Raw genomic sequence first — 22,894 nt, 5'->3', positions numbered from 1 at the left:
AAACCAATGAAAACTCAATCCATTTTATTTTCCCTCGCGGTGCTGGCCCTGCCGTTTTCGAGCCTGGGGCAAACACCAACCGGCACCACAACGCCAGTTATGGCGGGTAAAGGCATTGCCACGGTACAAACCGAATCGGGCAGCGTAAAGGGCTACGTTCATAACGGCACGTTCACGTTCAAGGGTATTCCTTACGCCAAAGCCGAGCGGTTCATGGCACCTACCAAACCTGACTCATGGACGGGGGTACGTAGCTCGATGACCTACGGCCCCGTTTGTCCGATGGATGCTACTACCAGCACCAACGACGAAATTGAATTTCCCTTTCATCACGACTGGGGCTACACCAACGAAAACTGCTTGAGTTTGAATGTCTGGTCGCCGGAGATCAACAAAACCAGGCAACGCCCCGTTATGGTGTGGTTTCACGGTGGTGGCTTTTCAGCAGGCTCATCGGTAGAACTACCGTCATACGATGGCGAAAACCTGACCAAAAAAGGCGATGTGGTTGTGGTTACGGTCAACCACCGCCTGAACGTGCTGGGTTTCCTTGACATGTCGGCTTATGGTGATAAATACAAAAACTCAGCAAATGCGGGTTTGATGGACCTAGTGGCGTCGTTGCAGTGGGTGAAACAGAACATCGCGCAGTTTGGCGGCGATCCCAACAACGTCACCATCTTCGGCCAGTCAGGCGGGGGTGGTAAGGTGACTAGCCTCATGAATGCGCCGTTGGCCAAAGGTCTCTTTCACAAAGCCATTGTCCAGAGTGGCAGCTACATTACCAGCTTCACGGAAAAAGAGCTATCCCAGAAAGTGAGTGCCGCTATTCTGGCCGAACTAAGCCTACAGCCCAACCAAGCCGACTCGCTGCAGACCATTTCCTATGAACGCCTGAATGCAGCCAGCAAAAAAGCCTTGCGTAAGGTGAACGAGAGCCTGAGAGCCGAAAACAGACCTTCTTTCGGCGTGGGCTGGGGACCTACGCTCGATGGTACCTTCCTCCCCTACCAGGCCTCGTCAACTGAGGCTGTGGCGCTGTCGAAAGACATTCCGTTGCTGGTTGGCTCAACTAAAACAGAGTTCGGCCCCTTCAACCCCACCAACCGCGTAGCCACTATGGAAAGCGCTAAAGCGGGGCTGCAAAAGCAGATGGGCAGCAAAACCGATACGTACCTGGCCGCCGTGAAAAAAGCCTATCCTGAAGCCACCCAGCCAGCAGATTTCATGACCGTCGACATCGGTTTCCGGGCAGGTGCCATTCGGCAGGGGAGCCAGAAAGCCGTTGCCGGCGCCGCCCCTGTTTACATGTATGTATTCGCGTGGAATTCGCCCGTCAATGACGGAATCTACAAGTCGATGCACTGCATGGAAATTCCGTTTGCATTCGACAACATAAGCCGGTGCGAAGAGATGACCGGCGGTGGCAAAGAAGCCCACGCCCTGGCCGACAAAATGAGCCGCGCCTGGATCGCCTTTGCCCGCACCGGAAATCCGAACCACAAAGGGTTGCCCAACTGGCCCCAGTACACTGCTCAGAATGGTGCCACCATGATTTTTGACAATACGAGTCAGGTAAAAAATCACCACGACAAGGAGTTACTCGAGATTGCCCAGAGCAAATAATCAATGTTGTATCCAACCAACAACCTATGAACCACCTACTTACTCTGCTTTCGCTGGTTTGCTTATCGGTAACGGCCAAACCGGTACCGAACGAGAAGTTTACTAAGGCCAGTGACGTTGTCTGGGCTTCGCCCAACGGGTTTAAGCTGACCATGGACGTATACACACCCAACACCGGCAAGAAAAGTTACCCGGTAATTGTGATGTTTCATGGCGGTGGCTGGCTTATCAACAACAAGAGCATCATGGACGAGCCGGCAGCGTACCTGGCCAGCCACAGCGAGTATGTAGTATGCAACGTAAACTACCGCCTGCTGGTCGACCAGAATAATACGGTGACAATGAACGACATTGTGAACGATGTGTTCGGGGCAGTGTTGTGGGTGAAAGACAACATCGGCCAGTATAAAGGCAACCCCGGCCAGCTGATTGTCACCGGCGACAGTGCAGGCGGCCACCTGGCTACCATGATTGTGTTGCAGGGTAACAACCTGGAAACAGATGGCTTTGCGGGCAACACCCTGGGGTTCACACCAACGTACCTACCCAAGGGCAAAACCGCCGAACAGGTTGCCAAAGCCAACGGCCTGGCCGTACAGGCAGCCATAATTAGCTATGGGGCATTTGATCTCTACGGCAGTGCGTTGAGCGGTTTCGAGAACGACAGCAATATTTTCTGGTCATTAGGCAAAGCCAAAGCCAGGGGTATCTTCGGCGCCAACCTAAACCCAACCAGCAACCCAGCCCCTTACAAACAGGTGTCGCCGCTGTATACGGTCCCTAAAGCCAGCGAACGCAAGCTCCCGCCTATGCTTTTTACGGTTGGGTCAAAGGATAACCTGACCACGCCAACCTCCGTCGAAGCGTTCATTGGCAAACTGAAAGAAGCAGGTCATACGAACATCGACTATTGGGTGTATGAAGGCCGCCCCCACGCCTTCCTCGATTCTGGCTCGAACGCGTATCTGGGAACCAGTTTTCAGAAAGATGCGCCCGAAGCCCTTAACAAAATGATCGCTTTTCTGAACAAGCACTTTAAGTAACCGAGGCTACATAGTTTATGTATCGTCAACGCGTCGGCTAGCTTCGCGTTAACAATACATAAACTATGTAGCCAACTAGTCGGCTGGGTAACGTACCTATGTCGCGACTGACTTTATACGGCAGGTCCCTTAAGGATGCATATAGGACCAGCCCTCCTGTTGACGGATGATTAGCTCGCCATTGCCGCTGGGTACGTAGCTGATGAACGGAAACAGATCGTCGCGGTTGATTTTCCGCTCCCGCATGGTGTTCTCACACATGGCCAGAATAACCCCTTTTTGCTGCAGAGCCTGCACGGCTTCTTCGTACGATTTGTCTTTTTGAAAAACGGCCACTCCCGAGCCGTGCACGACAAGTTCAACCTCTAGTTTTCCGGCTAGCCTGGGGTCACTGATGGCATTCTGAATGTTTTTCAGCGTTCCTTTTATTTTGCTCTCGTCATCAGTATTCAACTGATAAACAACCTTGTAACGCGCCTTTGTTGCTTCGGCTCCGTGAAATTCACCGGGCTTGGCCTGGGCATATACAGACGCAGTGGTACTGCCAAACAGGCAAATCGCCAGTAGTAGCATCGTTTTCATGGGTTCGTTAGAATTGGTTTAGTCAAATGTACTTGTTCTTGCCAACAGACGAGTCTCTAAACGGAAGCTTTATCCCCGGCTACTCCGGCTGAACTGCCAACTAAATGGCCTTTGAATCACCACCTTCCGTAGTTACCGATACCCGAAAAATGGCCCTAATTCGTATATTTAGACGCATTTCATATACAACCCGAAATTAACTCATGATTCGGATCGCTACGTTTTTAGTCAGTTTTATCCTGACGAATGCGCTTTTTGCGCAAACACCCAAACGCCCGCTCACCGCCGCCGACTACGACCGCTGGGAAAGTGTACGCGCAGAAAAAATCAGTAATGATGGGCGCTGGATCGCCTATCAGGTTGATCCACAAGAAGGTAACGGCCGGCTTGAGGTTGCCGATGCGTCACGAAAAGCGACTGTCCGTACATTCCCACGCGGTTATATGGCGCAATTCTCGCCCGACAGCAAGTTTCTGGTGATGCGCCTAAAAGCCCCGATAGCCGACACCCGCAAGGCGAAGCTGAAGAGGAAGAAAGCCGATGAAATGCCTAAAGACAGCCTGTTAGTGCTGAATCTGGGCACCGGCGCCACCACAAAATTGCCCAACATCAAATCATTCATGATTGGGAAAGAGGCCGGTTCGTGGCTGGCCGTGTTGCAGGATGCCAACGCCGCCAAACCAACAGCCGACCTGAGAGCATCCACCACGAAAGATACCCTCGCTCCTACTAAACCGGTATCGACCACAACCGTTGCCAATCGCCGGGGGGGTGTAACAAAAAAGCCTAAAGGCGACGACATGGTGTTGCTGAATATGGCCGATGGTACGCGCCGTACCGTATCGTTTGTGTCGAATGTGGTGATGTCGGAAAATGGCCAAACGGTTTTTTACAGCCGTGAATCGGCGCGCGACTCCCTGAAAGCGGGTGAGTCATTCATCCCCGGCGTATTCGTGTTCAACACTGGCACTGGCCAGACCATGCTGGTAGATAGCAGCTCAAAAACGAAGTTATACAAGGGATTGACTGTCGATAAAATGGGCAAGCAGCTCGCCTGGTTAACCTCGGCCGACAGTGCCGGTGCCGATGTGCGTGTATTTGCGCTTCGGTACAAAAACATGGCCCCACCTGTGGCAGGCAAAGGCAGCAAGAGCAAAGTCGCGCCCGTTGTGGCTCCCTACAAAGTCCTCGTCGATACAACGTCCAAAGCCTTGCCAAGCCGCTGGACGGTGAACGAGTTCCGTGAGCCCCGCTTCTCGGAAGACGGATCACGCCTCTATTTCTCGACTTCGCCCATCGCCATCAAGCCGTCGAAAGACACGCTTACCCCCGACGATGAGAAAGTAAAAATGGACGTTTGGAGCTGGACTGACAGCCGCCTGCAACCCATGCAGCAAAAACGACTGAAAGAAGAGAAAGAACGTGGTTACCTGACGCTGGCTGACCCAGTTACTGGCCGGGTGACACTACTGGCCAATCAGGAAATTCCAACGGTCGCGTTCGACCCTAAAGTGAATAGCCGCTACCTGCTGGGCATGAGTGACCTCCCCTACCAGGTGCAATCCTCGTGGGACCCCGGCCATACCGACGTGTACCTGATCGATACCCAGACCGGTGACAAAAAACGGATTGCCAACGACGTAATGGTGTCACAACCACGGCTGTCGCCGGGTGGCAAGTATGCCTACTGGTTCGATGAGCGTGACTCTCTCTGGCGGGCCTGGTCGATTGCTGATAACAAGCGCCTTGACCTGACCCGTGGCTTACCCAGCAAATTTTTCGACGAAGAGCACGACACCCCTAGCCTGCCCGGTTCTTACGGCTCAGCAGGCTGGACAACCGGCGACCGGTACGTTTGGATCTACGACCGCTACGACATCTGGCAGATTGACCCCACTGGGCGCGAAAAGCCGCTGAATATGACTAACAGTTGGGGCCGTACCAACAAAGTGCGGCTGCGCCGCGTAGACCTCGACCCCGATGAGAAAGATATCAACCCAAATCAGGAGTTGTGGCTAACCGGTATTTGGGAAAGTGACAAGCACGCAGGTGTATTGAAAGCAACGCCCCCGGCAAAAGGCAACGTAACTATTGGCCTGCTCGCGAGTAGCCAGCACCGGTATGCGAATCTGACAAAGGCGAAGAATGCCCCGACAATGACTTTTTACCGGGGTAACTTCACAGAGTCGACCAACATTTTTCAGACCGATACCACCTTTGCTGCTCCCGTCCAACTCACCAAAACCAACCCGCAGCAGGACAGCGTCAGGTGGGGTAACGTAGAGCTGGTGAAATGGACCGGCACAAACGGGGTACCGCTGGAAGGGCTCCTCTTCAAACCCGAAGGGTTCGACACCCCCGGCAAGAAGTTTCCGATGCTGACGTACTTCTACGAGCGTAATGCCGAAACGCTGAATGATTACCGCGCTCCGTCGCCCAGCCGGTCGACCATCAATATCCCGTATTGCGTATCGAATGGGTACGCTGTATTTGTGCCCGATATCGTATACACCACCGGCCAGCCCGGTCCCAACGCTTACGACTGCATTGTGCCTGGTGTGCTGAAGCTGCTCGAACGCGGCAATATCGACCGTACCCGGCTCGGTATCCAGGGTCAAAGCTGGGGTGGCTACCAGACGGCCTACATCATTACGCGGACAAATCTGTTCAAAGCGGCCGAGGCCGGTGCTGCCGTAGCGAACATGACCTCGGCATATGGCGGTATTCGTTGGGAAACGGGCGTTGTTCGTCAATTCCAGTACGAGAAAACGCAAAGCCGCATTGGTGGTACCCTGTGGGACAAGCCGATGAATTATATCGAAAACTCACCGCTGTTCTTCGCCAATCGCGTAGAAACGCCGCTGATGCTGATGCACAACGATGCGGATGGCGCTGTACCCTGGCAGCAGGGGATTGAGTTCTTTACGGGCCTGCGTCGCCTGAATAAACCCGTATGGATGGTGGTGTACAACGGAGAAGGCCACAACCTCACGGCCCGGCACAACGCCAAAGACCTGAGCATCCGCATGTATCAGTTCTTCGATCATTACCTGAAAGACGCACCAATGCCTGCCTGGATGAAAGATGGCCGTACTGCCGTTGAAAAAGACCGGGGTGAAATGAAGTACTAACGGATCAAAATCGATCTGCCTGAAGTACTCCCCTGTTTACTACCAGAAGCCTACTGCATCTGGTAGTAAACAGGGGAGTACTTCAGGCAACCTGAACGGCAACTTCATAATAGTCGACCATGGGTTGCCCCGCAAAATAGGGTTTCATGTTTTTCAGAACATCCTGCAAAAAACCGTTCGTTTCGGCGGCAGTTCGATCTGCTTCCGACTCCCAGAGCGTCACCATCAGGCAACGGTTGTTTTCTAAATTAACCAGGAATCGACTGTTTTTAAACCCCTGATGTTTCTTGAGGGCTGGCCCTACCGAATCACGGAAATAATCGGTTGCTTTGGTGGCGGCATCAGGCAAGAGGGTAACCTGAACAATTCGTGCATACATACTTGACGGCGTTTACAGTTAAACGATTCAGCCTATTCATTCAGACGGAACACCTGCAGCGTCCGCATCGGTAAAAACAGAAGTAAGCATATCGGATAGCTTACTTTGCCGATCAATAAATAAAGCCAATCGTGGTCAACCTAAACGAACTAGAGTACATTAACGGGTACATGCTGGCCAACGTATAGCAGACTAACCGGATCGTTCAGATTGATCTGGCAACGGGAAACGTAGTGGGCGACCTATCGATGGAGGCTATCCTTCCGGCTGGCCTCAACACGAAAGAGAACGTGCTCAATGGTATTGCTTACCGTCCGGATGAAGGCGCACTGTATGTTACCGGAAAAAATTGGCCTTCCTTGTTTAAACTGCAGGTCAGCGACTTGCAAAAAGCCCGTAAGGGGGCCAGGTTTCAGTAAGGTGGATTGACTCCGGGTACGTTGCTACCGAAAATTGTACCTATAGTTGGCGCTTGAAAAAGGCCAGCGCTTCCAGGTGGACATCGATATCATTGGGATAATCGTGCTTACCACCGTTTACTTTTAGCAGCACAATTTCGGGTTTCCCTTTCTCGCGGTACGTGTAGCGTTCAATGGTTTTGCCGTCGGCGGGGTCAGTATCGGGCAGCTTTTCCAGACTTGGCTTCCCCTTGTATTTGGCTAGGTCAGCCCAGTACGCCAACGTGCGATCGGTGGAGCGAACTGCACCCATCGTCATATTCTTACCCAGCACTACCACACCTCCGTTATAAGGGTTGGTTGAGTCGTCGGTGCCGTTGATGATCATGACCGGCACTGCCTTACCCGACGGCGTACAATCCAGATTTGTCGTATCGGGCAAGTTGGCAATGATAGCTGTAATAGCCCGGAACGCCTTAGGCATGGTCAAGGCCAGTTTGTAGGCCATGTGCCCCCCACCCGACGTACCTACGGCAAACACGTGAGTCTGATCAACCCGATACCGCTTGACAAAGTACTGAATCATACCGTTGAAAAATGCCTGCTCATTCACATTCTCTACGTTAGCCTGAGCCGGTGAAGCTTTGCGGCACTCATTCCAGTAGCGCTTGTAGCCGCTTGGGTAAACAACCAGCGTATTTTCGGTAGTCGCCCGCTGATCCATCTTCGTGGCCGATTTCATCATACCCAGTCCATCGCCACCTGAACCGTGCAGCACAAACACCAGACTCGGCCGGTTGAGCAAGCCGACTGGTTCGTTAAAATGAAAGACGCGGTAGTTACCATCGATAAGCAGCGAATCGGTGATAACCTGGGCCCGCACTGGCAGGCTGGCTACGGTTAGAAAGAGCAGTATCAATAGTCGGATCATGGGTCAATACTAGAATGTAACAAACGTAAAAGCCAAGCAGCGCACAGGTCTAACCAGTTACCGGGCAGGATAGACAGAACGAGACTGGAACTCAGGAGCCTGTCGGTTTGGTTGTCAGATACATTCCAGCTACAGCGATAACGTACCTGGAAACTAACCAATGAACAAAGCCAATCAGCCACTCCCCTTCTCTGACCTTATCAAAAGCGGCGAACCCGTGCTGGTCGAATTTTTTGCAACCTGGTGCGCCTCCTGCAAAGCGTTGAATCCCACGCTGAAGCACCTGGAAGACCGCACCGGCGACAAACTCAGCGTAGTACAGGTCGACATCGATCGGAATAAAGCTGCAGCCACTAAATTCCAGATTCAGAGCGTACCTACCATGATCATGTTTAAAGATGGCAAGGTAGTCTGGCGGAAATCAGGGGTACAGTCTATCGGCAAACTCGAAGCCTCTGTAAAGCCTTATTTATAGAGTAACGCGGTCCGCACGTCGTTGACTCGGGTCCGCGTTAGCTTATATAAACGGCTTTGGGCTGAAGCTGAGAATGAATACGATCACGGCCAGCCAGCCAAGTAGTTTCCGGCCAGTGCTGAGGGGTTCATTTTCCTCCGTTTCTGGATGATACACGCCCAGGAACCGACCGAGTACAACGGCGAAGACCATAAAGCCGATGTAACCTTCTACCGTTGGAAACATGAAGGACACCGCAAATTGAGCCACTACCACCGACAAAGCAATCAGTAGTGAGGTGATGGGCCGGTCGTTGATGCGGGAAAAAGCCAGAAACAGTGCCCCTACGTAGAGCACCAGTTTCATCAACTGATCCTGGAAGACAGCATCATCACCAGTGGCAAAATCAGCTACTTTAAAGAAGCCCAAGCCAGCATAGAATACAAATCCGACAAACAGCACGGGAGCCAGCGCGTTGAACCGCTTGCGGCCAATCATGGCGTATAGCACGTGTCCCCCATCGAGTTGCCCGATAGGAATGAGGTTCAGTGAGGTAAAAAACAGTGACAGATAACCAGCCAGCAGATAGGGGTAGTGCACCATCTCATAGGGATGCGGCAGCAGCGACTGGTCGGCCACGTAGGTCTTGAAAAACCAGAACAGCAGGTTGTCGCCTAACGCCAGCGCCGATACATTCCCTTTGTTCAGGTTCAGGGTAACAAATTCGCCGTAGCGAAGGCCGTACTTTTTGTACTCAGGGTGAATTGTAAAAATATAGTCGACCGGGGGCAGGTGTGTAAACCCGTACCATAACAACACCAATGCTACCACAAAGCCCGCCAATGGCCCGGCAACACCGATATCAAAATATTTCTGACGGCTACTTATATACTCTTTGATCCGGATGAAGGCGCCCATTGTGCCAATACTTTGCCCTAGGCCGAACCAGAACGGAATGTAGTAGGGTAACGTAACCCGGACTTTATTGGCCCGTGCTACGAAATAATGGCCAAATTCATGAACCGTAAGTACAGTCAGAAAAGGAAGCGAAAAATTGAAGCCGGCTACAAACTCCCGCCAGCCCATCGCTGTCGTTCCGGGAAAGGGAATAAAGAATCGACCAAACATCCACTCGGCACCGGCGGCCGTGGTGGTAAGCAATGTAATTAGAAATAAAGCACTATGGATGAGGTACTTACGTGTTTGCATATTGACTGATTAGGCCCCGAGTTCATCGAGGTAATCCAAAATTGTTTTGGGCGGCACTACATGAACGGCCCGGATACCTAACCCCGCGGCTGCCTGGATGTTCACCAGATTATCGTCGAGAAAAAGGGTTTCAGCAGGCTCTAATCCGGCCTGCTCCAGAACGTATCCGTAAATGTCGGGGTTCGGCTTGAGCATCCTGACAATGTGTGAATAAAAGACCTGCTCGAATATCGACTCGAGCGATGGTTGCCCTAGCTCTGCCAGCCGGGCATCCACTTCACGAATATGAATCGGATTGGTATTGCTCAACAGGAAAAGGCGGTACTTGCCTTTCAACGCCTTTATACGCTCAATACGTTCAATGGGTAGATCGAGCAAAACGCTGTTCCAGGCCGTATCAATCACATCGTCGGCCCAGCGATCGGGCTCGTCAGACTCTGTCCGCACCAGGGAGCGTACGGCAGCCCTGAACGACTCGTCATCGACAAGCCCGGTTTCATATTGCTGCCAGATACCATGTTCCTTCCAGAGGGCTTCCATTTCCTCTTCAGACCGGTTGGCCAGTTGAGCAAAATTCCGCAATGGAGCCCGCAGATCAATCGGGATGATTACATCACCCAGGTCAAAAATTATGTTTTTCATAGTAACGTTTACGCTTGTCTTGACGACTGGGAAACCAGCTTTGTTCCAAAATGACTTTCCAGTCTATAGTACTATATCCTACGACTTTTCAGACTTTATGTTCACAAAATCCCTTCATCGGCAAAGCTCAGGTACGTTCGATCGGTGACAATAAGGTGATCGAGAACGGGAATGTCCAGGAAACGACCGGCTTCTTTGAGTTTCCGGGTCAGGTCTTTATCGGCTTGTGACGGGGTTAGATTACCCGATGGGTGATTGTGCGCCAGAATGATACCACTCGCCAGGTATTCAAGGCCCACTTTGAAAATCATGCGTGGGTCGGCTACCGTGCCCGATACCCCACCCGCACTGATCTGAACGGGCCGCAGCACTTCGTTGGCCCGGTTCAGCAGCAGGATCCAGAATTCCTCGTGTTGTTTATCCATCAGGTACGGGCGCAGTTCCTCGTAGGCATCGCGCGAGCAGGTGATGCGGCGGCGCTCCTGGGGGGCCTGCTCCCGCCGCCGGCGCCCCAACTCCAGCGCGGCTACAATACTAATGGCCCGTGCTTCGCCAATGCCCCGAAATTTGGAGAGTTCTTTCACACTGCGCTTGGCCAGTTCGTGCAGGTTGTTGCCAACACCCTCCAGCACCTTGCGCGCCACATCGACCGCTGATAGTTCGGCCGTACCGGAATTGATCAGGATGGCCACCAATTCGGCATCGCTCAAGGCGGCGGTGCCTTTCAGCATGAGCTTTTCGCGAGGGCGGTCCTCTTCGGCCCAGCTTTTTATACTGCGAAGGGGCTGGTAGTTATTCATGTTGTTACGGTCTGGGATCGTTGCTCACACCGGGCCGTCGATCAGCCCTGGAACATACCCAAAGGTAAGAGTAGGGGCAACAAAAAACCTTATCCGCCAGAGCAGATAAGGTTTGGGTAATTCCGTTTATTCCGGAAGAACGAGAACCGATAAGGCTACAATTAAGCAGCAGTAGCGGGAGCCAGTTTGTTAACGAAACGAGTCAGTTTCGACTTGTTATTGGCTGCTTTGTTCTTGTGAATGATGTTTTTCTTGGCCAACCGGTCAAGTTTCGAGATCACGGTCTTCAACAGGTCGCTGGCGGCGCTGTGATCAGTGGTGCTGCGAAGCTTCTTAACGAGGTTACGGCTTGTTACGGCCTGGTACCGGTTCAACAGACGCTTTTTGGCGTTGGTCCGGATTGCTTTCTTGGTATTTTTATGATTTGCCATTGACAGGACTTGGTTCGGTTTCCGAAATCAGTCCGCAAAGGTAAGCGTTTGAGTGCATTATCACAAACAGAAGGCATATAGTTTATCTGTTAAACAGCGGAATAGAGCGAAACTCACGCCTTTGTTGCAAGCTATTTGGCAAATTGCACTCTAATCAAAATTTAATTAGGCTGTAGACTAAACGGACTGTTATTTATTCTGTCGAATCAATAGATTTGTCTCTGTAACACTTGCCTACTATGAGAACCGTAACGTTTGAATCACTTCAGGCTGACCAAGCCTGGATGGTTGTGTCTGATCAACTGAATCAGCGCAACACCCTGCTCTCACGCAGCATCTCCAAATTAGAGCAACAGCAGCAGACATTGCCCGTTGCCAGCCGGTTGATGACGCTTCGCTACCATCTCCGCCAAAGCCTTCGCCGACTCACGGCCGAGAGCCGCCGTATGCCCGCCACTACTGATCAGGCGGCCGCATTGAACCGGCAATGGTGCCATGTACACGAGTTGTATTTCCTGCTCCGCCAGGTTGACGCTGAGTTGCTCAATGCCCGCGACACCAGCGAACCACTCGACCAGTGGCTCGAGACGCTCGAAATGCGTGTGTACAAATCGGCTTTGGTTCACTTGAACTAGCCTCTCTATCCGGTCACCTCGTACTGCCTGGGTCAACACCCTATCGGTACGAGGCGACTTTACGGCTGTCCTATATTCAAACACATTGGGTCACTCCTGTTAACCATTGTCCCTAGCCGGCGTTTAGTTTATAAAGCGACGCTATGAAAAAGGGATGGTTGATTACGATTGGTGTACTGCTACTGGTTGGCATTGGTGGATACCTCTATTACAACAAGTTAAAAAGCAACGCCCAGGCCGAAGGCGGGCGTTATGATGGCACGTTAAAGCCACGGCTCGAATTAAGCCGACTCACTCTGACCAACATCACCGACGATGCTGTCTCGATGTCTATGCAGATGCTCATCGACAATCCGTTGCCAATCGGCTTCAAAGCCCGTAAGGTAGACTACACACTCTATATCGATAATGAAGAGGTAGCCAAGGATGCATATGATAAAACCATCGACGTAAAAGCACAGGATAGCACGCTGCTCTCGCTCCCGGTAAAACTGTACACAAACAAGATGCTTGGGGTGCTGAAACGCCTGGAAGCGGCAGGAACTGACAGCACCGATTACCGCATCAGAACCACATTTGATCTGGACATACCTATTGCTGGTGAACGCACTTTCACGATTAGTCAATCAGTGCGGGGCCCAGTGTTTTATCTGCCCGAGTTTAAGGTGGCCGACATTGACCTGGGGCGATTTGGCCTGAACAGAACTGATGTATCAGCCAGGCTAGTCTGCACCAATAAGAACAAAATTCCTTTCAACATCACCGACACGCATTATAGCGTTACGATCGACGGCAAGCAGATTGCAGAAGGCGATCAGCCAGAGCCTATTCTGATCAAAGCTCAGGGGTCAACGCCATTTGTTATACCCATGACCGTAAAACCCGGTGAGTCGCTCGGTTTGCTGCCGAAGATGCTGTTCAACAAGAAGAATACCCCGGTAGAGGTAGCTTTTCGTTGTAAAATCCTGGACAAGAGTAACGATCCCATGTTCAAGGAAAGCAAAATTGTGACAACGATAAAAGGCAATCTCGCTGACTTTATGAAGCTCAAAAGCCTGAACCAATAACGATTCAGGCTTTTGACGCAGGTCGTATATACCATGGACTTCAACCCGCTTTTGTGATCGACAAAACGAGTTGAAGCCCGTAGTACAATACCAGTTAGTGAGTCACCGCCACACGCTCACAAACGGCATCCCAGAGGCTAATCCGAGCGTCCATACCACGGATAGCCCAGTCGGTAGCCTCCTGCCAGCGGCCAGCATCGTCGCCACACAGTTCCGACACCATCTTCATGGCCAGATGACTGTGATGGTCACCATCAATTTCGATATGCCGTTCCAGGTAATATCGGAACGTGCGTAGTTCATCCGGAGCATCCGCATCCAGTTCTCGTACTAAATTCAGGAACATATCAGGAATAAGGTCTTCGCGGCCAAATGTGAACACAGAGGCCATAATGTGCGGTTTGCCAGTGAGGATCACATCAAACGTAAAGCGCACAAATTCCATAACGCCTTCAGGTACGTCGGTATCCTGCAGGGCCTGATGAATAGACGTACCAGCCACTACGGCGTTTACGAATTGATCGATGGGGCCAGTATCGGCACCCAGTCGCTCCATGGCAATTCGATAGAGTTCGTAATGGCTAATGTGCGAGTCGGACACTCCCAGCCATTCCGGCGCTTCATCGCTTTCTTCACCCGTCACAATTTCATTGATCAGGTATCGGGTACTACCGGCACCAACCGGCACCCAGGGCACCGATACGCTGGTGAGGTTGCGCTGCAATGCTTTTAGCAGCGACATAAAATCCCAAACGGCAAAGGCATGATATGTTGTCAGATCGCGCAGCCCGTCAAGGTCTCGCACGGTAGCATAAACAGGGTGATTGAGCAGGCGCTGACGCGTAGGTTCCAGTGTGGTAGTTAATTGCTGAAGCAGTGAATCCATGATAAAGTCATAGGTAATGTGTACCAATTACCTACGTGATGTGCAGCAAAAAGGTTTTCGGATACGCCTACATTTTGCGGCTATTTTACAGCCATACCCCAACGCTTTGTGCACTGATGACACAAATCATATACGCGTCACACTACAGTCATAATCAATCTATTCGTTAGCCTGCATCTTCACCATTACGTGGGTGTACATGTAATCTATACCGAATTATGACTCGACTTCTGCCACTGTATTTGCTGATGACCGTTTGTGTCTATATATCGGCAGGACGATCCTTGTATGCCCAACGATACTGGAATTTCAGCGTAGAAATAGCTATAGAAAAGCAAACGGCTGATTATTATCAGGAGCTGCTCCTGAAAGACATAAAAACCATTGCAAGCGAGCAAATTTCTACGGTTAACGCTAATTTCAATACACGCCAATTTCCATCGTCGCCGTCGTTTAACGGCCTATTCAATTTCTACATCGATACTATCTATATTTTCGATGGTAGTGCACAGCGCGAAATCAGCAAGCCACATAATCGGCGTGACTATAAACTTATTGTAAATGGATTTTCCGCTGAATCTTCCGGCGGCGGTTGGTACGGATCGTACAAGACAATTTACCACAACTGGAAATGGGATTATTTTGGCGGTCCCTTTGGAGGCTATGCAACCGACGGATTAACCCACGAATTTGGGCACGCCCGGGGCGCAATAGATATATATGCTCTTAAAGTTGATGCTGATAAAAACCCAGTTAACCATACTGCGTTTCAGCCCATACAATCGATTATGGATTACCCGTATGGCAATATTCGTTGGGACGAGCATACGGTGAATATTATTAATTCAACTGGATCGGCACCCATACTAAACGAAAGTTATATCACCACTGCTTTTCCAGCTAACTTAATTATAAAATCCACTGATTCCCAAGGCATACCTATCGAAAATACAGCTATCGATCTGTACCCGGTCAACTGGTTTTCCTATTCAGTCAGTCCAACTCCTTCATACAAGGCAGGCACAACAAACAAAGGCCTGTTCCGATTTCCAGTGAACCCGTTTCAGCCCGGAATTATTGATTATCCCTGGCATATAAAGTATAGTAATTTCCTGGTTAAAGCTACGTACAAAAATGACACACTTTTTCAATGGATGCCTTTGTATGACGTGCAGAATACCTTTTTTACGCAAGGGCTGGCGGCTACCTATTCCCTAACCTTTTCGTTTCCTGTAAAAGTAGTTCCTATAAAAATTACAAGTACTAATTCTTCTACCCTGTGTGTTGGCGACAGTATTCGTGTGTTTTTCTCCGCAACTGATCTTTTTAACGAGGACAATCGGTTCACCTTGCAACTAACAGATTCGGACGAAACTGTTGAAAAAACAATAGCAATAGGAAGCAGCCCACAAAACACTAATCTAGCCGGTTATATTCCTGCAACTATTCCTGGGGGCAAAGGCTATAAGCTGAGAATCGTAAGCAGTTCGCCTTATTCTGAGAGCAACTTTTTTCCGCTTTACATCAAACCACGCCCGGCAGTACCCCTTATTGCAGCGCCAACGATTACTGCCTGCCAAAGTAGTTTGGCAAATCCGCTGGTGGCCTCCGGTCAACATATCCGGTGGTATACATCACCGGTGGGAGGAAGCGGGATAGATACACTTCGCCCTTCGACAAATCTGGTTGCAACAACGTCTTATTACGTCTCCCAACAGATCGATGGGTGTGAAGGGCCCCGTGGCGAAGTATCGGTAATCGTAAAAAGCAAACCTGCCCCGCCTATAATCGCAGATAAAACAATCTGTCAGCAATTCTGCCGAACAACGAGCTCATGCGACTATCTGCTGAGCGGCTCGGCTATTCAGGGTGCCAGCCTTAACTGGTACGCAGAGAACGGTAACCCGTATGAGCAGCTTCCAGGTCGGTTTGGCACCAACTACATTATCCTGTTCGTAAACGAAGTTGGCTGGCGAATCGGGAATAATACGTTAGCGGCGAGTCAGACTCTCGACGGCTGCGAGAGTGACAGGACGCCGTTCATACTCACACTGAATAAAAATCAGGAATTCGGGCCGGGGAACGGTGATGGCAATTCATTCGCAGTGTGCCAAAACAGTGGCACCTACACGGCCGACAACTTTGCCGGGCCGGCGCCCATCGGCTTTCAGAATTACTATTATGATCCCAAAACGGGCCTGGGATCCATCACTGCGCCTGTCATCAGCACAAGTAGCGCAGCAATTTATTCATTTCAGACTGCCTACCTGTCAGATAAGGGCTGCCTTAGTCCCAAACGTACCAATGGCACTCTATACGCCGTGGTGAAGCCGCAACCGAATAAGCCAACTCTCCCGCAGGCAACAATTGTGTACTGTCAGGGCCAGGCCACCACTATGCTGACTGCTACAGCGGATGCCAACGCCAGCCTGATCTGGTACGGAACTGATTCGACGGGGGGGACCGGCTCAGCTTCCGCACCCAGACCAGTAACTACGCAGGCAGGTACGTTCCGCTATTATGTGGCCCAGTTGGTAGCTGGCTGTGAAGGCCCCCGCGCTGCGGCATTGGTTCTGGTGAAACCGCTGCCTGCTACACCCGGCGTTACACAAATCAATTTATGTCAGTTTACTAATGCAAGTCCGTTAACGGCACTTGGGTCGGGGCTCACCTGGTATGGACCAGATGGCGGTTTGCTTGGCAACACTGGTCCGACACCGGCTACTGACAAAGGCGATACGTTGGCCTATCAGGTGAGTCAGACTGTCGATGGGTGCACTAGCCTAACAGCAACACTGGTCGTTACTGTACTAACAACGCCCCCACCGGGCTTGCCAATCCCAAGGCTAACGCTTTGCCAGGGCAGTAACGCCGCCTTGCTCGAAGCAACCGGCACGAACCTTAAATGGACCGATTCAGCGGGTGTGCCATTTACTACTGCCCCCAGGCCATCCACCGCCGAATTAACAACGAACCCAGCTGGTGACGCTTATTACGTAAGCCAAACTGGCGCAAACGGCTGCGAGAGTCCACGGTCTAGTGTGCACGTGTTTGTAGTGGGGCCACCAACGCTCATGCTGGCAGGAGACACTACGGTCAACCTGGGGATCGAAACGTCACTTAGCCTGAAATTCACAAGTGTTGGCCCGTATCAGTACAAGATTTTAGGGGAAGCAAGCCAACCTCTATCCGGATCAGCGGTGAAAGACACCTCGATTATGGTGTTGCCGACCCGCACGACAACCTATCGGGTTATAGAGGTAAGTAATCGCTGCGGTGTTGGTTTGCCCGTGCGTACAGCAACTGTAGTCGTGTTGGTTCCTACAATTCAGACGCAGCCGTTAGACTCAACGACCGTATGTGCGGGCAGTACGCTGGCCGTTGGCTTTTCTACAACGGGCCAATTCAATCCGGGCAGTACGTTCCAACTGCAATTAGCTCATAACGAATCAGATACGTCCAATATAAAGTATATCAATTTAGCAACATCACAAGTAGCGGATGGCCAACTTTCAGGGACAATTCCTGCAACTGCTACAGCCGGTACCTATTTGGTACGCGTGGTAGCGACGAATCCGAAAATTCCGATTTTTGGCACAGCGAGTTCGTCATTAGTAACGATCCACCAGTTGCCCGAGGCTACGCTCGCAACTAGTTCAACCTCGATTTATGAAGGTGATGTACTGAAGCTATCGGTTACTCTGACTGGCACTGGCCCCTGGACGTTCGTCTATCGTGACAGTAGTAAAACGGAAAATAGGACGAGGGAGGTTCTGACCAATGCCAATCTGCACGTGATTGATTTGAAGCCGTTAACGACAAGTACCTTTCAACTTATATCGCTCAAAAATGAGTGTGGTGCAAGTCTGTTTCTTCCGGCGGCGGTAGTGGTGACGGTAAATCCGTTGCTAGCAGCCGAACCGGTGGTTAGCTTAGTTAAGGTTTTCCCCGTGCCCGTTACCTCTATAGTTACTGTTCAACTAGATCCGTCACTCATGCGCCAAGGTAGATCAGCCACACTTAAGCTGATCAACACAAGGGGAACTACCACCCTAAAGCAAGAAACACGTCAACTCAGTACACAGCTAAATCTGGACGAGCAGCCAGCCGGTTCTTATGTACTTCAGGTTCGTGTTGGTGAACGTCTGATCAGTAAGCATATTCTAAAATACTAACGAACGATGTTAAGAAAGGAAGGAAATGGTCAGTCAGGTTCCTCCCTTCTGGAGCATTTGGCAGCGATGAATCATTCGGTACTCTGCCGTTTCTGTTGCCTGGCAGTTGCTAGTGATACCCCAAAACAACCAGCATCATCATCCCTAAAAACCAGGTAGTTAGCAACTAATTTATAAGACGGCTCAACACTGCAACAGCGTTATTTGATGTCAATTGATTGACTTTTTAGGGAATGTTCGTCCAAATGAGGTGGTCTGTTGTGTAAGGTGACGAATGGCCCACCCCGGTAAGCTCAATTCACCACCCATCTATGAAGTCATTTATACGTTCGTTTTCAGTAGCCTTTCTTTTACTCACTACCTACCTGCACGGACTAGCCCAAGCCACAATTAGTACCCAGCCGCTCCCGTCTCCGTCGGTTTGCCCAGGTACGTTACTTGATGTCCCCTTTACCAGCACAGGTACCTTTACTGCCGGGAATACGTTTTCAATTCGGTTTACGAAAGGATCAGAATCATTTACGCTACTGACCACGGGTTTGCTGGGTAACCCGACCATCGGCCAGTATACAGCGTCGGTAAAACTACCGAGTCCGCTGGCGGCAGGTACATACCAGATTCGGGTGGTTAGCAGTAGCCCAGCTACGGTTGGCTCCATAAGTCCTAGCGCCCTGGTGGTAAAAACACAGCCCACGTCGGCCCCGTTGCTGGCTGCCCAGTCGATTGGGAATTACACCAGCCGATTTACTTCTTGTCAGAACGACACTCCTTTTTCGTTATCAAGTATAGTTGGCGAGGTGCCCGACAATTACAGAGTCCTGTACGATATAGGCACGGGGTTGGCCAGCACACATCAGAAAACGTTTGCGGCCCCATTTCTGAGTACCACTAAGGCAGGCTTAACGACCTACAACCTCCGCTATGTTGTCATTGACAGTACAAAGGGTTGTAATCCAACCGAGCAGCCGGGTACCGTATCGTATTTAGAGCGAGACGTAAAAACCCAGCCCGCCGCCCCTGCCACACCTGTCTCCTCGCTAACCTATTGCCAGTCTCAACCGGCGCTGCCACTGGTAGCTGCAGTCACCAATGCGGGTTCGGACTTGCTCTGGTACGATGCCAGTGGAAATCAGCTCACTAGCCAGTCACCAACGCCAGCCACATCACAGGCCGGAACAGCTACGTATCAGGTAAGTCAGGTGTTGGCTCAATGTGAAGGACCTAAAGCTGTGGTAAGTGTAACAGTGCGGGCGGCTTCCCCTGCCCCCATGTCGACAAAAACACGGATCGAATTGTGTCGGGGTGCCGCTACAGAGCCCTTATCGGCAACCGGCACGAACCTTATCTGGACTGACCCAATGGGCACAACATCGACTGTAGCCCCTACTCCAACAACACTCAACGCCAGTAAACTGGCCGATGGCGATGTGTACTACGTGTCGCAGACAAGCCCTAATGGCTGCCCAAGCGAACGACTAGCCATCACGGTACTAGTTCAGGCGCAGCCTACCCTGTCGCTATCTGGTGGCAAAAATATTAATCTGGGCAGCGAACTACCCTTGCAGCTTTCGTTTACCGGCAAGGGACCTTACACCTATAAAATCGTGACCAGTCCCGGTACGACAACGCTGGGGGGATCAGCCACCAAAGACACCACCTTGTTGCTATTGCCCGAGCGATCGGCCACGTACCAGATCGCGGAAGTAAGCAACAAATGCGGAGTGGGGCTGCCCGGTAGCCCTGCTACGGCTACAGTCGTAGTGGTGACCCCAACCATCCGGACGATGCCCTTACAAACGGCCGCCGCCTGTGCGGGTAATACCCTGACAGCCTCGTTTCAGACTACGGGCACGTTCAATGCCGGGAGCACCTTCCGGCTACAGATTGCCCGTACCAACCCCGACACAACCAAACTTAGCTATACTGACTTGACGATCGTACAGCAGGTAGGTACGGCACAACTGACAGGTGTGCTTCCAGCGACGGCGACATCAGGTACGTTCCTGGTTCGGGTAATAGCAACCAATCCAAAAATCCCGATCCTGGGCACTCCCAGCACCACAACGCTGACGGTGATTGGGCAGGCCTCGGCTACCCTGTCGACAAGTACACCGGCCATTCTCGACGGACAAACGGCCCGGCTTGCGGTCAGCTTTACGGGCGAAGGGCCGTGGACGTTCACTTACCGCGATAGCACCGATGTATCGGGTAGTCCCAAAACCATCACCACCACCACCAACCCGTATTCATTAACGCTGACGCCCAAACGTACGACCGCTTACCGACTTATGAGCGTGAGTAATGACTGCAGTCTGAACACCAACATACCTGGCCGGGTAGTTGTGACGGTATCACCCCTACTGGCTGTTGAGTCGCTGCTATCGAGCCAGATCAATGTATACCCGGTGCCTGCCACTAACAGCATCACGGTTCACATCGACCCCACCCTCCTCGCCCGGGGCGCTACCCTAACGCTGCACAATCAGACAGGGCGGACGGTATTGACCCAGACCACCCGGCAACCAGCGACAGAACTCTGGCTGGCCGACCAGCCCGCTGGCGCCTATGTACTGCAAATCAGCGTGGATGGACAAACCATCAGCCGCCGCCTGATCAGGCAGTAACGACTTAGTGAACGGACTTGATCCAGCTGGTATATTGATGCGCGGCTAGCCTTTGACCGGTATCGATGCACTGGTTGGATCAAGTTGTTTTCAGCCTGTCTGTCGCGCTATCACTCAACGTCATGCATGCATTTTTCCGGCTGTGGCTGTTGGTCGTCTTGCTCGTCAGCGGGATCTATCAAGTGCCAGTAGAGGCCCAGACACCCGCTTCCCAATCTACCCATCGCCCGTATCAGTCGCGCTCGCTGCGCCCCGCCCAAACCCGACCTCACTGGTACACCAATAGCCAGGGAAAGCGGGTGCAGTCGCCTACCTTTTACAGCGTGCCGCCAGCCAGAGCCACGGCCGAGTGTAGAGATGGTTCGTACAGCTTTAGCCAGTCGCGCCGGGGTACTTGCTCCCGGCATGGTGGGGTAAAGCGGTGGTTGTAGCCTGATAGCGGGTCCATTGATGCGTAAACCGAGAATTTCAACCCCTCCCCGGTTACCCGAAGCGTACATTACGCCGGTTTATTGCTGAACTTTGTCTTTCAGGGCTACACCACCACATGCAGTCCCTGCCACCGACACTGCCTGACCGTACTTTTCTCCTTGGTTGATTTTCATAAAATAGCGACCCACTGCCAAACCGCACTGATTGACCAGTGCCTGCCCTTCTGGCTGACTAACGCCTGCGATGGGCTGGGTGGCGGGTATTTCGATTACCTCACTCCCGACGGCAAATCGATTGATGCCAACAAAACAGTTGCCCGGCAAGCCGAACAGGTTTGGGCCTTTGCCTACCTCTACACCAACATCGATGCGCAGCCCGACTGGCTCGATCATGCCCTGCATGGTGCCGATTTTCTGGCCGAGCATGCGCATAATTCACAGATGGGCTGCTATACGTACCTGGACCGACTGGGCAATCCGGCGGCGACACCAGCCACGGCACAGTTGCTGGTATATGACCCCTTGACGGGAGCTCGGGTGGCGGCGGCCTATGCACAGATTCACCAGGCCACCGGCGACGATCAGTGGGCCATGTTGGCAAAGCAGACCTTCCAGGCGACCCTGCGCCACTACCAGACCACTCGCGAAGCTCTGCTGAACACCTCACCCGACCATTTGCAGCCACTCCGTCACCTGAGCCAGCCAGTTGCCTTACTCAGAGCCCTGGTCGATGCCCGATCGCTGTTCGCGACAACGGATTGGAAAGAGGCCACCGAGCCACTCCTCGACGAAATTCTGACCGAGTTTCTGGATAAACGGCACGACACCCTGCGCGAATATGTAGGTATGGGTGGCGCATTCAGCAATACCCCGGAAGGCCGACGCATTGCCACGGGACTCACAATGGATGCGGCCTCGCTACTGATTGATGTGGGTACGTTGCTGGGTAACCGGCGGCTTACACTGCAGGCTACCAACTGGAGTTTACGCACCTGCGAGTGGGCCTGGCCTAGTCGCGCTGAAGGACGAACCGAAGCCCGAACCGACGACCGTCAGGGCCTGGTACGCTGGCTCGACTGGAAAGACCAACCCGTTGCCTTTGAAGGAGACACCCAACGACTGGCGGCCGATCATCTGCTGGCATTGGCCGCTCTCACCAATGGCTATTGGCATACCCGCCACCCCGAAGCCCCCCGCTGGATCAAACGAATCTACGAGTATACGTTTCAGCACTTTCCCGATACGCGGCCAGCCACCAGCTGGCATTGGGGCATCACCAGCCAGCAGCAGCCCGTCAGCCCGTTTAAAGCCACCGCAGACACGGGCTGCTACGCGCTTGTTCGTGGCCTGGCGACTACCTGGCAGCACCTGGATCAGTGCGCCCTGCTACAACCGGTTGGGTTACGCGGTGTAGGTGTATAATCCGCTATTTTGGTATCTTGCAACTCGC

19 protein-coding genes are annotated in these 22,894 nt (G+C 52.1%); 11 read left to right on the top strand and 8 right to left on the bottom strand.

The genetic code is table 11. From position 1 onward, the window contains the following. Positions 1-6 precede the first annotated feature (6 nt). Both F7231_RS02330 and F7231_RS02325 read left to right on the top strand, forming a co-directional pair. The gene (locus tag F7231_RS02330; protein WP_166690761.1) at positions 7-1,626 is read left to right on the top strand and encodes a carboxylesterase/lipase family protein; all 1,620 of its coding nucleotides are present in this window, start codon (positions 7-9) and stop codon (positions 1,624-1,626) included. A 26-nt stretch (positions 1,627-1,652) separates the two neighbouring features. Then, entirely contained in the window at positions 1,653-2,669 is a 1,017-nt protein-coding gene (locus tag F7231_RS02325) for an alpha/beta hydrolase (protein WP_166690760.1), read from the top strand. Positions 2,670-2,798: 129 nt separating this feature from the next. Here the strand turns inward: F7231_RS02325 and F7231_RS02320 are convergent, their stop codons facing one another. Continuing rightward, complete coding sequence (locus F7231_RS02320) at positions 2,799-3,251, bottom strand: DsrE family protein (protein ID WP_085414884.1); 453 nt, start codon at positions 3,249-3,251, stop codon at positions 2,799-2,801. 203 nt (positions 3,252-3,454) lie between these two features. On the opposite strand from F7231_RS02320, the gene F7231_RS02315 reads away from it, so the two are divergent. After that, a complete protein-coding gene (locus F7231_RS02315) occupies positions 3,455-6,382 on the top strand; it encodes a S9 family peptidase (RefSeq protein WP_166690759.1) in 2,928 nt (975 codons plus the stop codon). Between the two features lie 82 nt (positions 6,383-6,464). Here the strand turns inward: F7231_RS02315 and F7231_RS02310 are convergent, their stop codons facing one another. Beyond that, positions 6,465-6,761, bottom strand: coding sequence for an antibiotic biosynthesis monooxygenase family protein (locus tag F7231_RS02310; RefSeq protein ID WP_085414886.1), 297 nt, complete (start codon positions 6,759-6,761; stop codon positions 6,465-6,467). A 200-nt stretch (positions 6,762-6,961) separates the two neighbouring features. On the opposite strand from F7231_RS02310, the gene F7231_RS02305 reads away from it, so the two are divergent. Continuing rightward, positions 6,962-7,180 (top strand): glutaminyl-peptide cyclotransferase, encoded by a 219-nt coding sequence (locus F7231_RS02305; RefSeq protein WP_310589278.1) that lies wholly within the window; start codon positions 6,962-6,964, stop codon positions 7,178-7,180. 40 nt (positions 7,181-7,220) lie between these two features. Here the strand turns inward: F7231_RS02305 and F7231_RS02300 are convergent, their stop codons facing one another. Then, positions 7,221-8,090 (bottom strand): CE1 family esterase, encoded by an 870-nt coding sequence (locus tag F7231_RS02300; RefSeq protein WP_166690758.1) that lies wholly within the window; start codon positions 8,088-8,090, stop codon positions 7,221-7,223. A 160-nt stretch (positions 8,091-8,250) separates the two neighbouring features. On the opposite strand from F7231_RS02300, the gene F7231_RS02295 reads away from it, so the two are divergent. Further along, positions 8,251-8,565 (top strand): thioredoxin family protein, encoded by a 315-nt coding sequence (locus F7231_RS02295; RefSeq protein ID WP_085414889.1) that lies wholly within the window; start codon positions 8,251-8,253, stop codon positions 8,563-8,565. Positions 8,566-8,607: 42 nt separating this feature from the next. Here the strand turns inward: F7231_RS02295 and F7231_RS02290 are convergent, their stop codons facing one another. From F7231_RS02290 to rpsT, 4 genes are all read right to left on the bottom strand, one after another. Further along, positions 8,608-9,753 carry a site-2 protease family protein gene (locus F7231_RS02290; protein WP_085414890.1) on the bottom strand — a complete coding sequence of 382 codons (1,146 nt, stop codon included), beginning with the start codon at positions 9,751-9,753 and terminating at the stop codon, positions 8,608-8,610. 9 nt (positions 9,754-9,762) lie between these two features. Then, positions 9,763-10,395 carry an HAD family hydrolase gene (locus F7231_RS02285; RefSeq protein WP_085414891.1) on the bottom strand — a complete coding sequence of 211 codons (633 nt, stop codon included), beginning with the start codon at positions 10,393-10,395 and terminating at the stop codon, positions 9,763-9,765. 101 nt (positions 10,396-10,496) lie between these two features. Continuing rightward, on the bottom strand, positions 10,497-11,195 hold the full coding sequence (gene radC, locus F7231_RS02280; RefSeq protein ID WP_085414892.1) for a RadC family protein: 699 nt from the start codon (positions 11,193-11,195) through the stop codon (positions 10,497-10,499). A gap of 161 nt (positions 11,196-11,356) precedes the next feature. Further along, on the bottom strand, positions 11,357-11,626 hold the full coding sequence (rpsT, locus tag F7231_RS02275) for a 30S ribosomal protein S20 (protein ID WP_085414893.1): 270 nt from the start codon (positions 11,624-11,626) through the stop codon (positions 11,357-11,359). Between the two features lie 239 nt (positions 11,627-11,865). On the opposite strand from rpsT, the gene F7231_RS02270 reads away from it, so the two are divergent. Together F7231_RS02270 and F7231_RS02265 are read left to right on the top strand one after the other, a co-directional pair. Further along, positions 11,866-12,261 carry a hypothetical protein gene (locus F7231_RS02270; RefSeq protein WP_085414894.1) on the top strand — a complete coding sequence of 132 codons (396 nt, stop codon included), beginning with the start codon at positions 11,866-11,868 and terminating at the stop codon, positions 12,259-12,261. Between the two features lie 143 nt (positions 12,262-12,404). Next, positions 12,405-13,328, top strand: coding sequence for an LEA/WHy family protein (locus F7231_RS02265; protein WP_166690757.1), 924 nt, complete (start codon positions 12,405-12,407; stop codon positions 13,326-13,328). Positions 13,329-13,422: 94 nt separating this feature from the next. On the opposite strand, the gene F7231_RS02260 is transcribed toward F7231_RS02265, so the two are convergent. Beyond that, positions 13,423-14,214: a DUF3050 domain-containing protein gene (locus F7231_RS02260; protein WP_166690756.1), complete on the bottom strand. Its 792-nt coding sequence runs from the start codon at positions 14,212-14,214 to the stop codon at positions 13,423-13,425. Positions 14,215-14,432: 218 nt separating this feature from the next. Here F7231_RS02260 and F7231_RS02255 point away from each other — a divergent pair, with 218 nt between their 5' ends. The 4 genes from F7231_RS02255 (at position 14,433) to F7231_RS02240 (ending at position 22,866) form a co-directional block, all read left to right on the top strand. Next, on the top strand, positions 14,433-18,389 hold the full coding sequence (locus F7231_RS02255; protein ID WP_166690755.1) for an Ig-like domain-containing protein: 3,957 nt from the start codon (positions 14,433-14,435) through the stop codon (positions 18,387-18,389). Positions 18,390-18,700: 311 nt separating this feature from the next. Beyond that, entirely contained in the window at positions 18,701-21,013 is a 2,313-nt protein-coding gene (locus tag F7231_RS02250) for a T9SS type A sorting domain-containing protein (protein ID WP_166690754.1), read from the top strand. Positions 21,014-21,135: 122 nt separating this feature from the next. Then, positions 21,136-21,444, top strand: a complete 309-nt coding sequence (locus F7231_RS02245) for a DUF3761 domain-containing protein (RefSeq protein ID WP_166690753.1) — start codon at positions 21,136-21,138, stop codon at positions 21,442-21,444. A 159-nt stretch (positions 21,445-21,603) separates the two neighbouring features. Next, complete coding sequence (locus F7231_RS02240) at positions 21,604-22,866, top strand: AGE family epimerase/isomerase (protein ID WP_166690752.1); 1,263 nt, start codon at positions 21,604-21,606, stop codon at positions 22,864-22,866. The last annotated feature ends 28 nt before the right edge of the window (positions 22,867-22,894 follow it).

Source organism: Fibrivirga algicola (assembly GCF_011742925.1).
Taxonomy (GTDB): Bacteria; Bacteroidota; Bacteroidia; order Cytophagales; family Spirosomataceae; genus Fibrella; species Fibrella algicola.
This window is presented reverse-complemented; position numbering and strand designations above follow the sequence as displayed.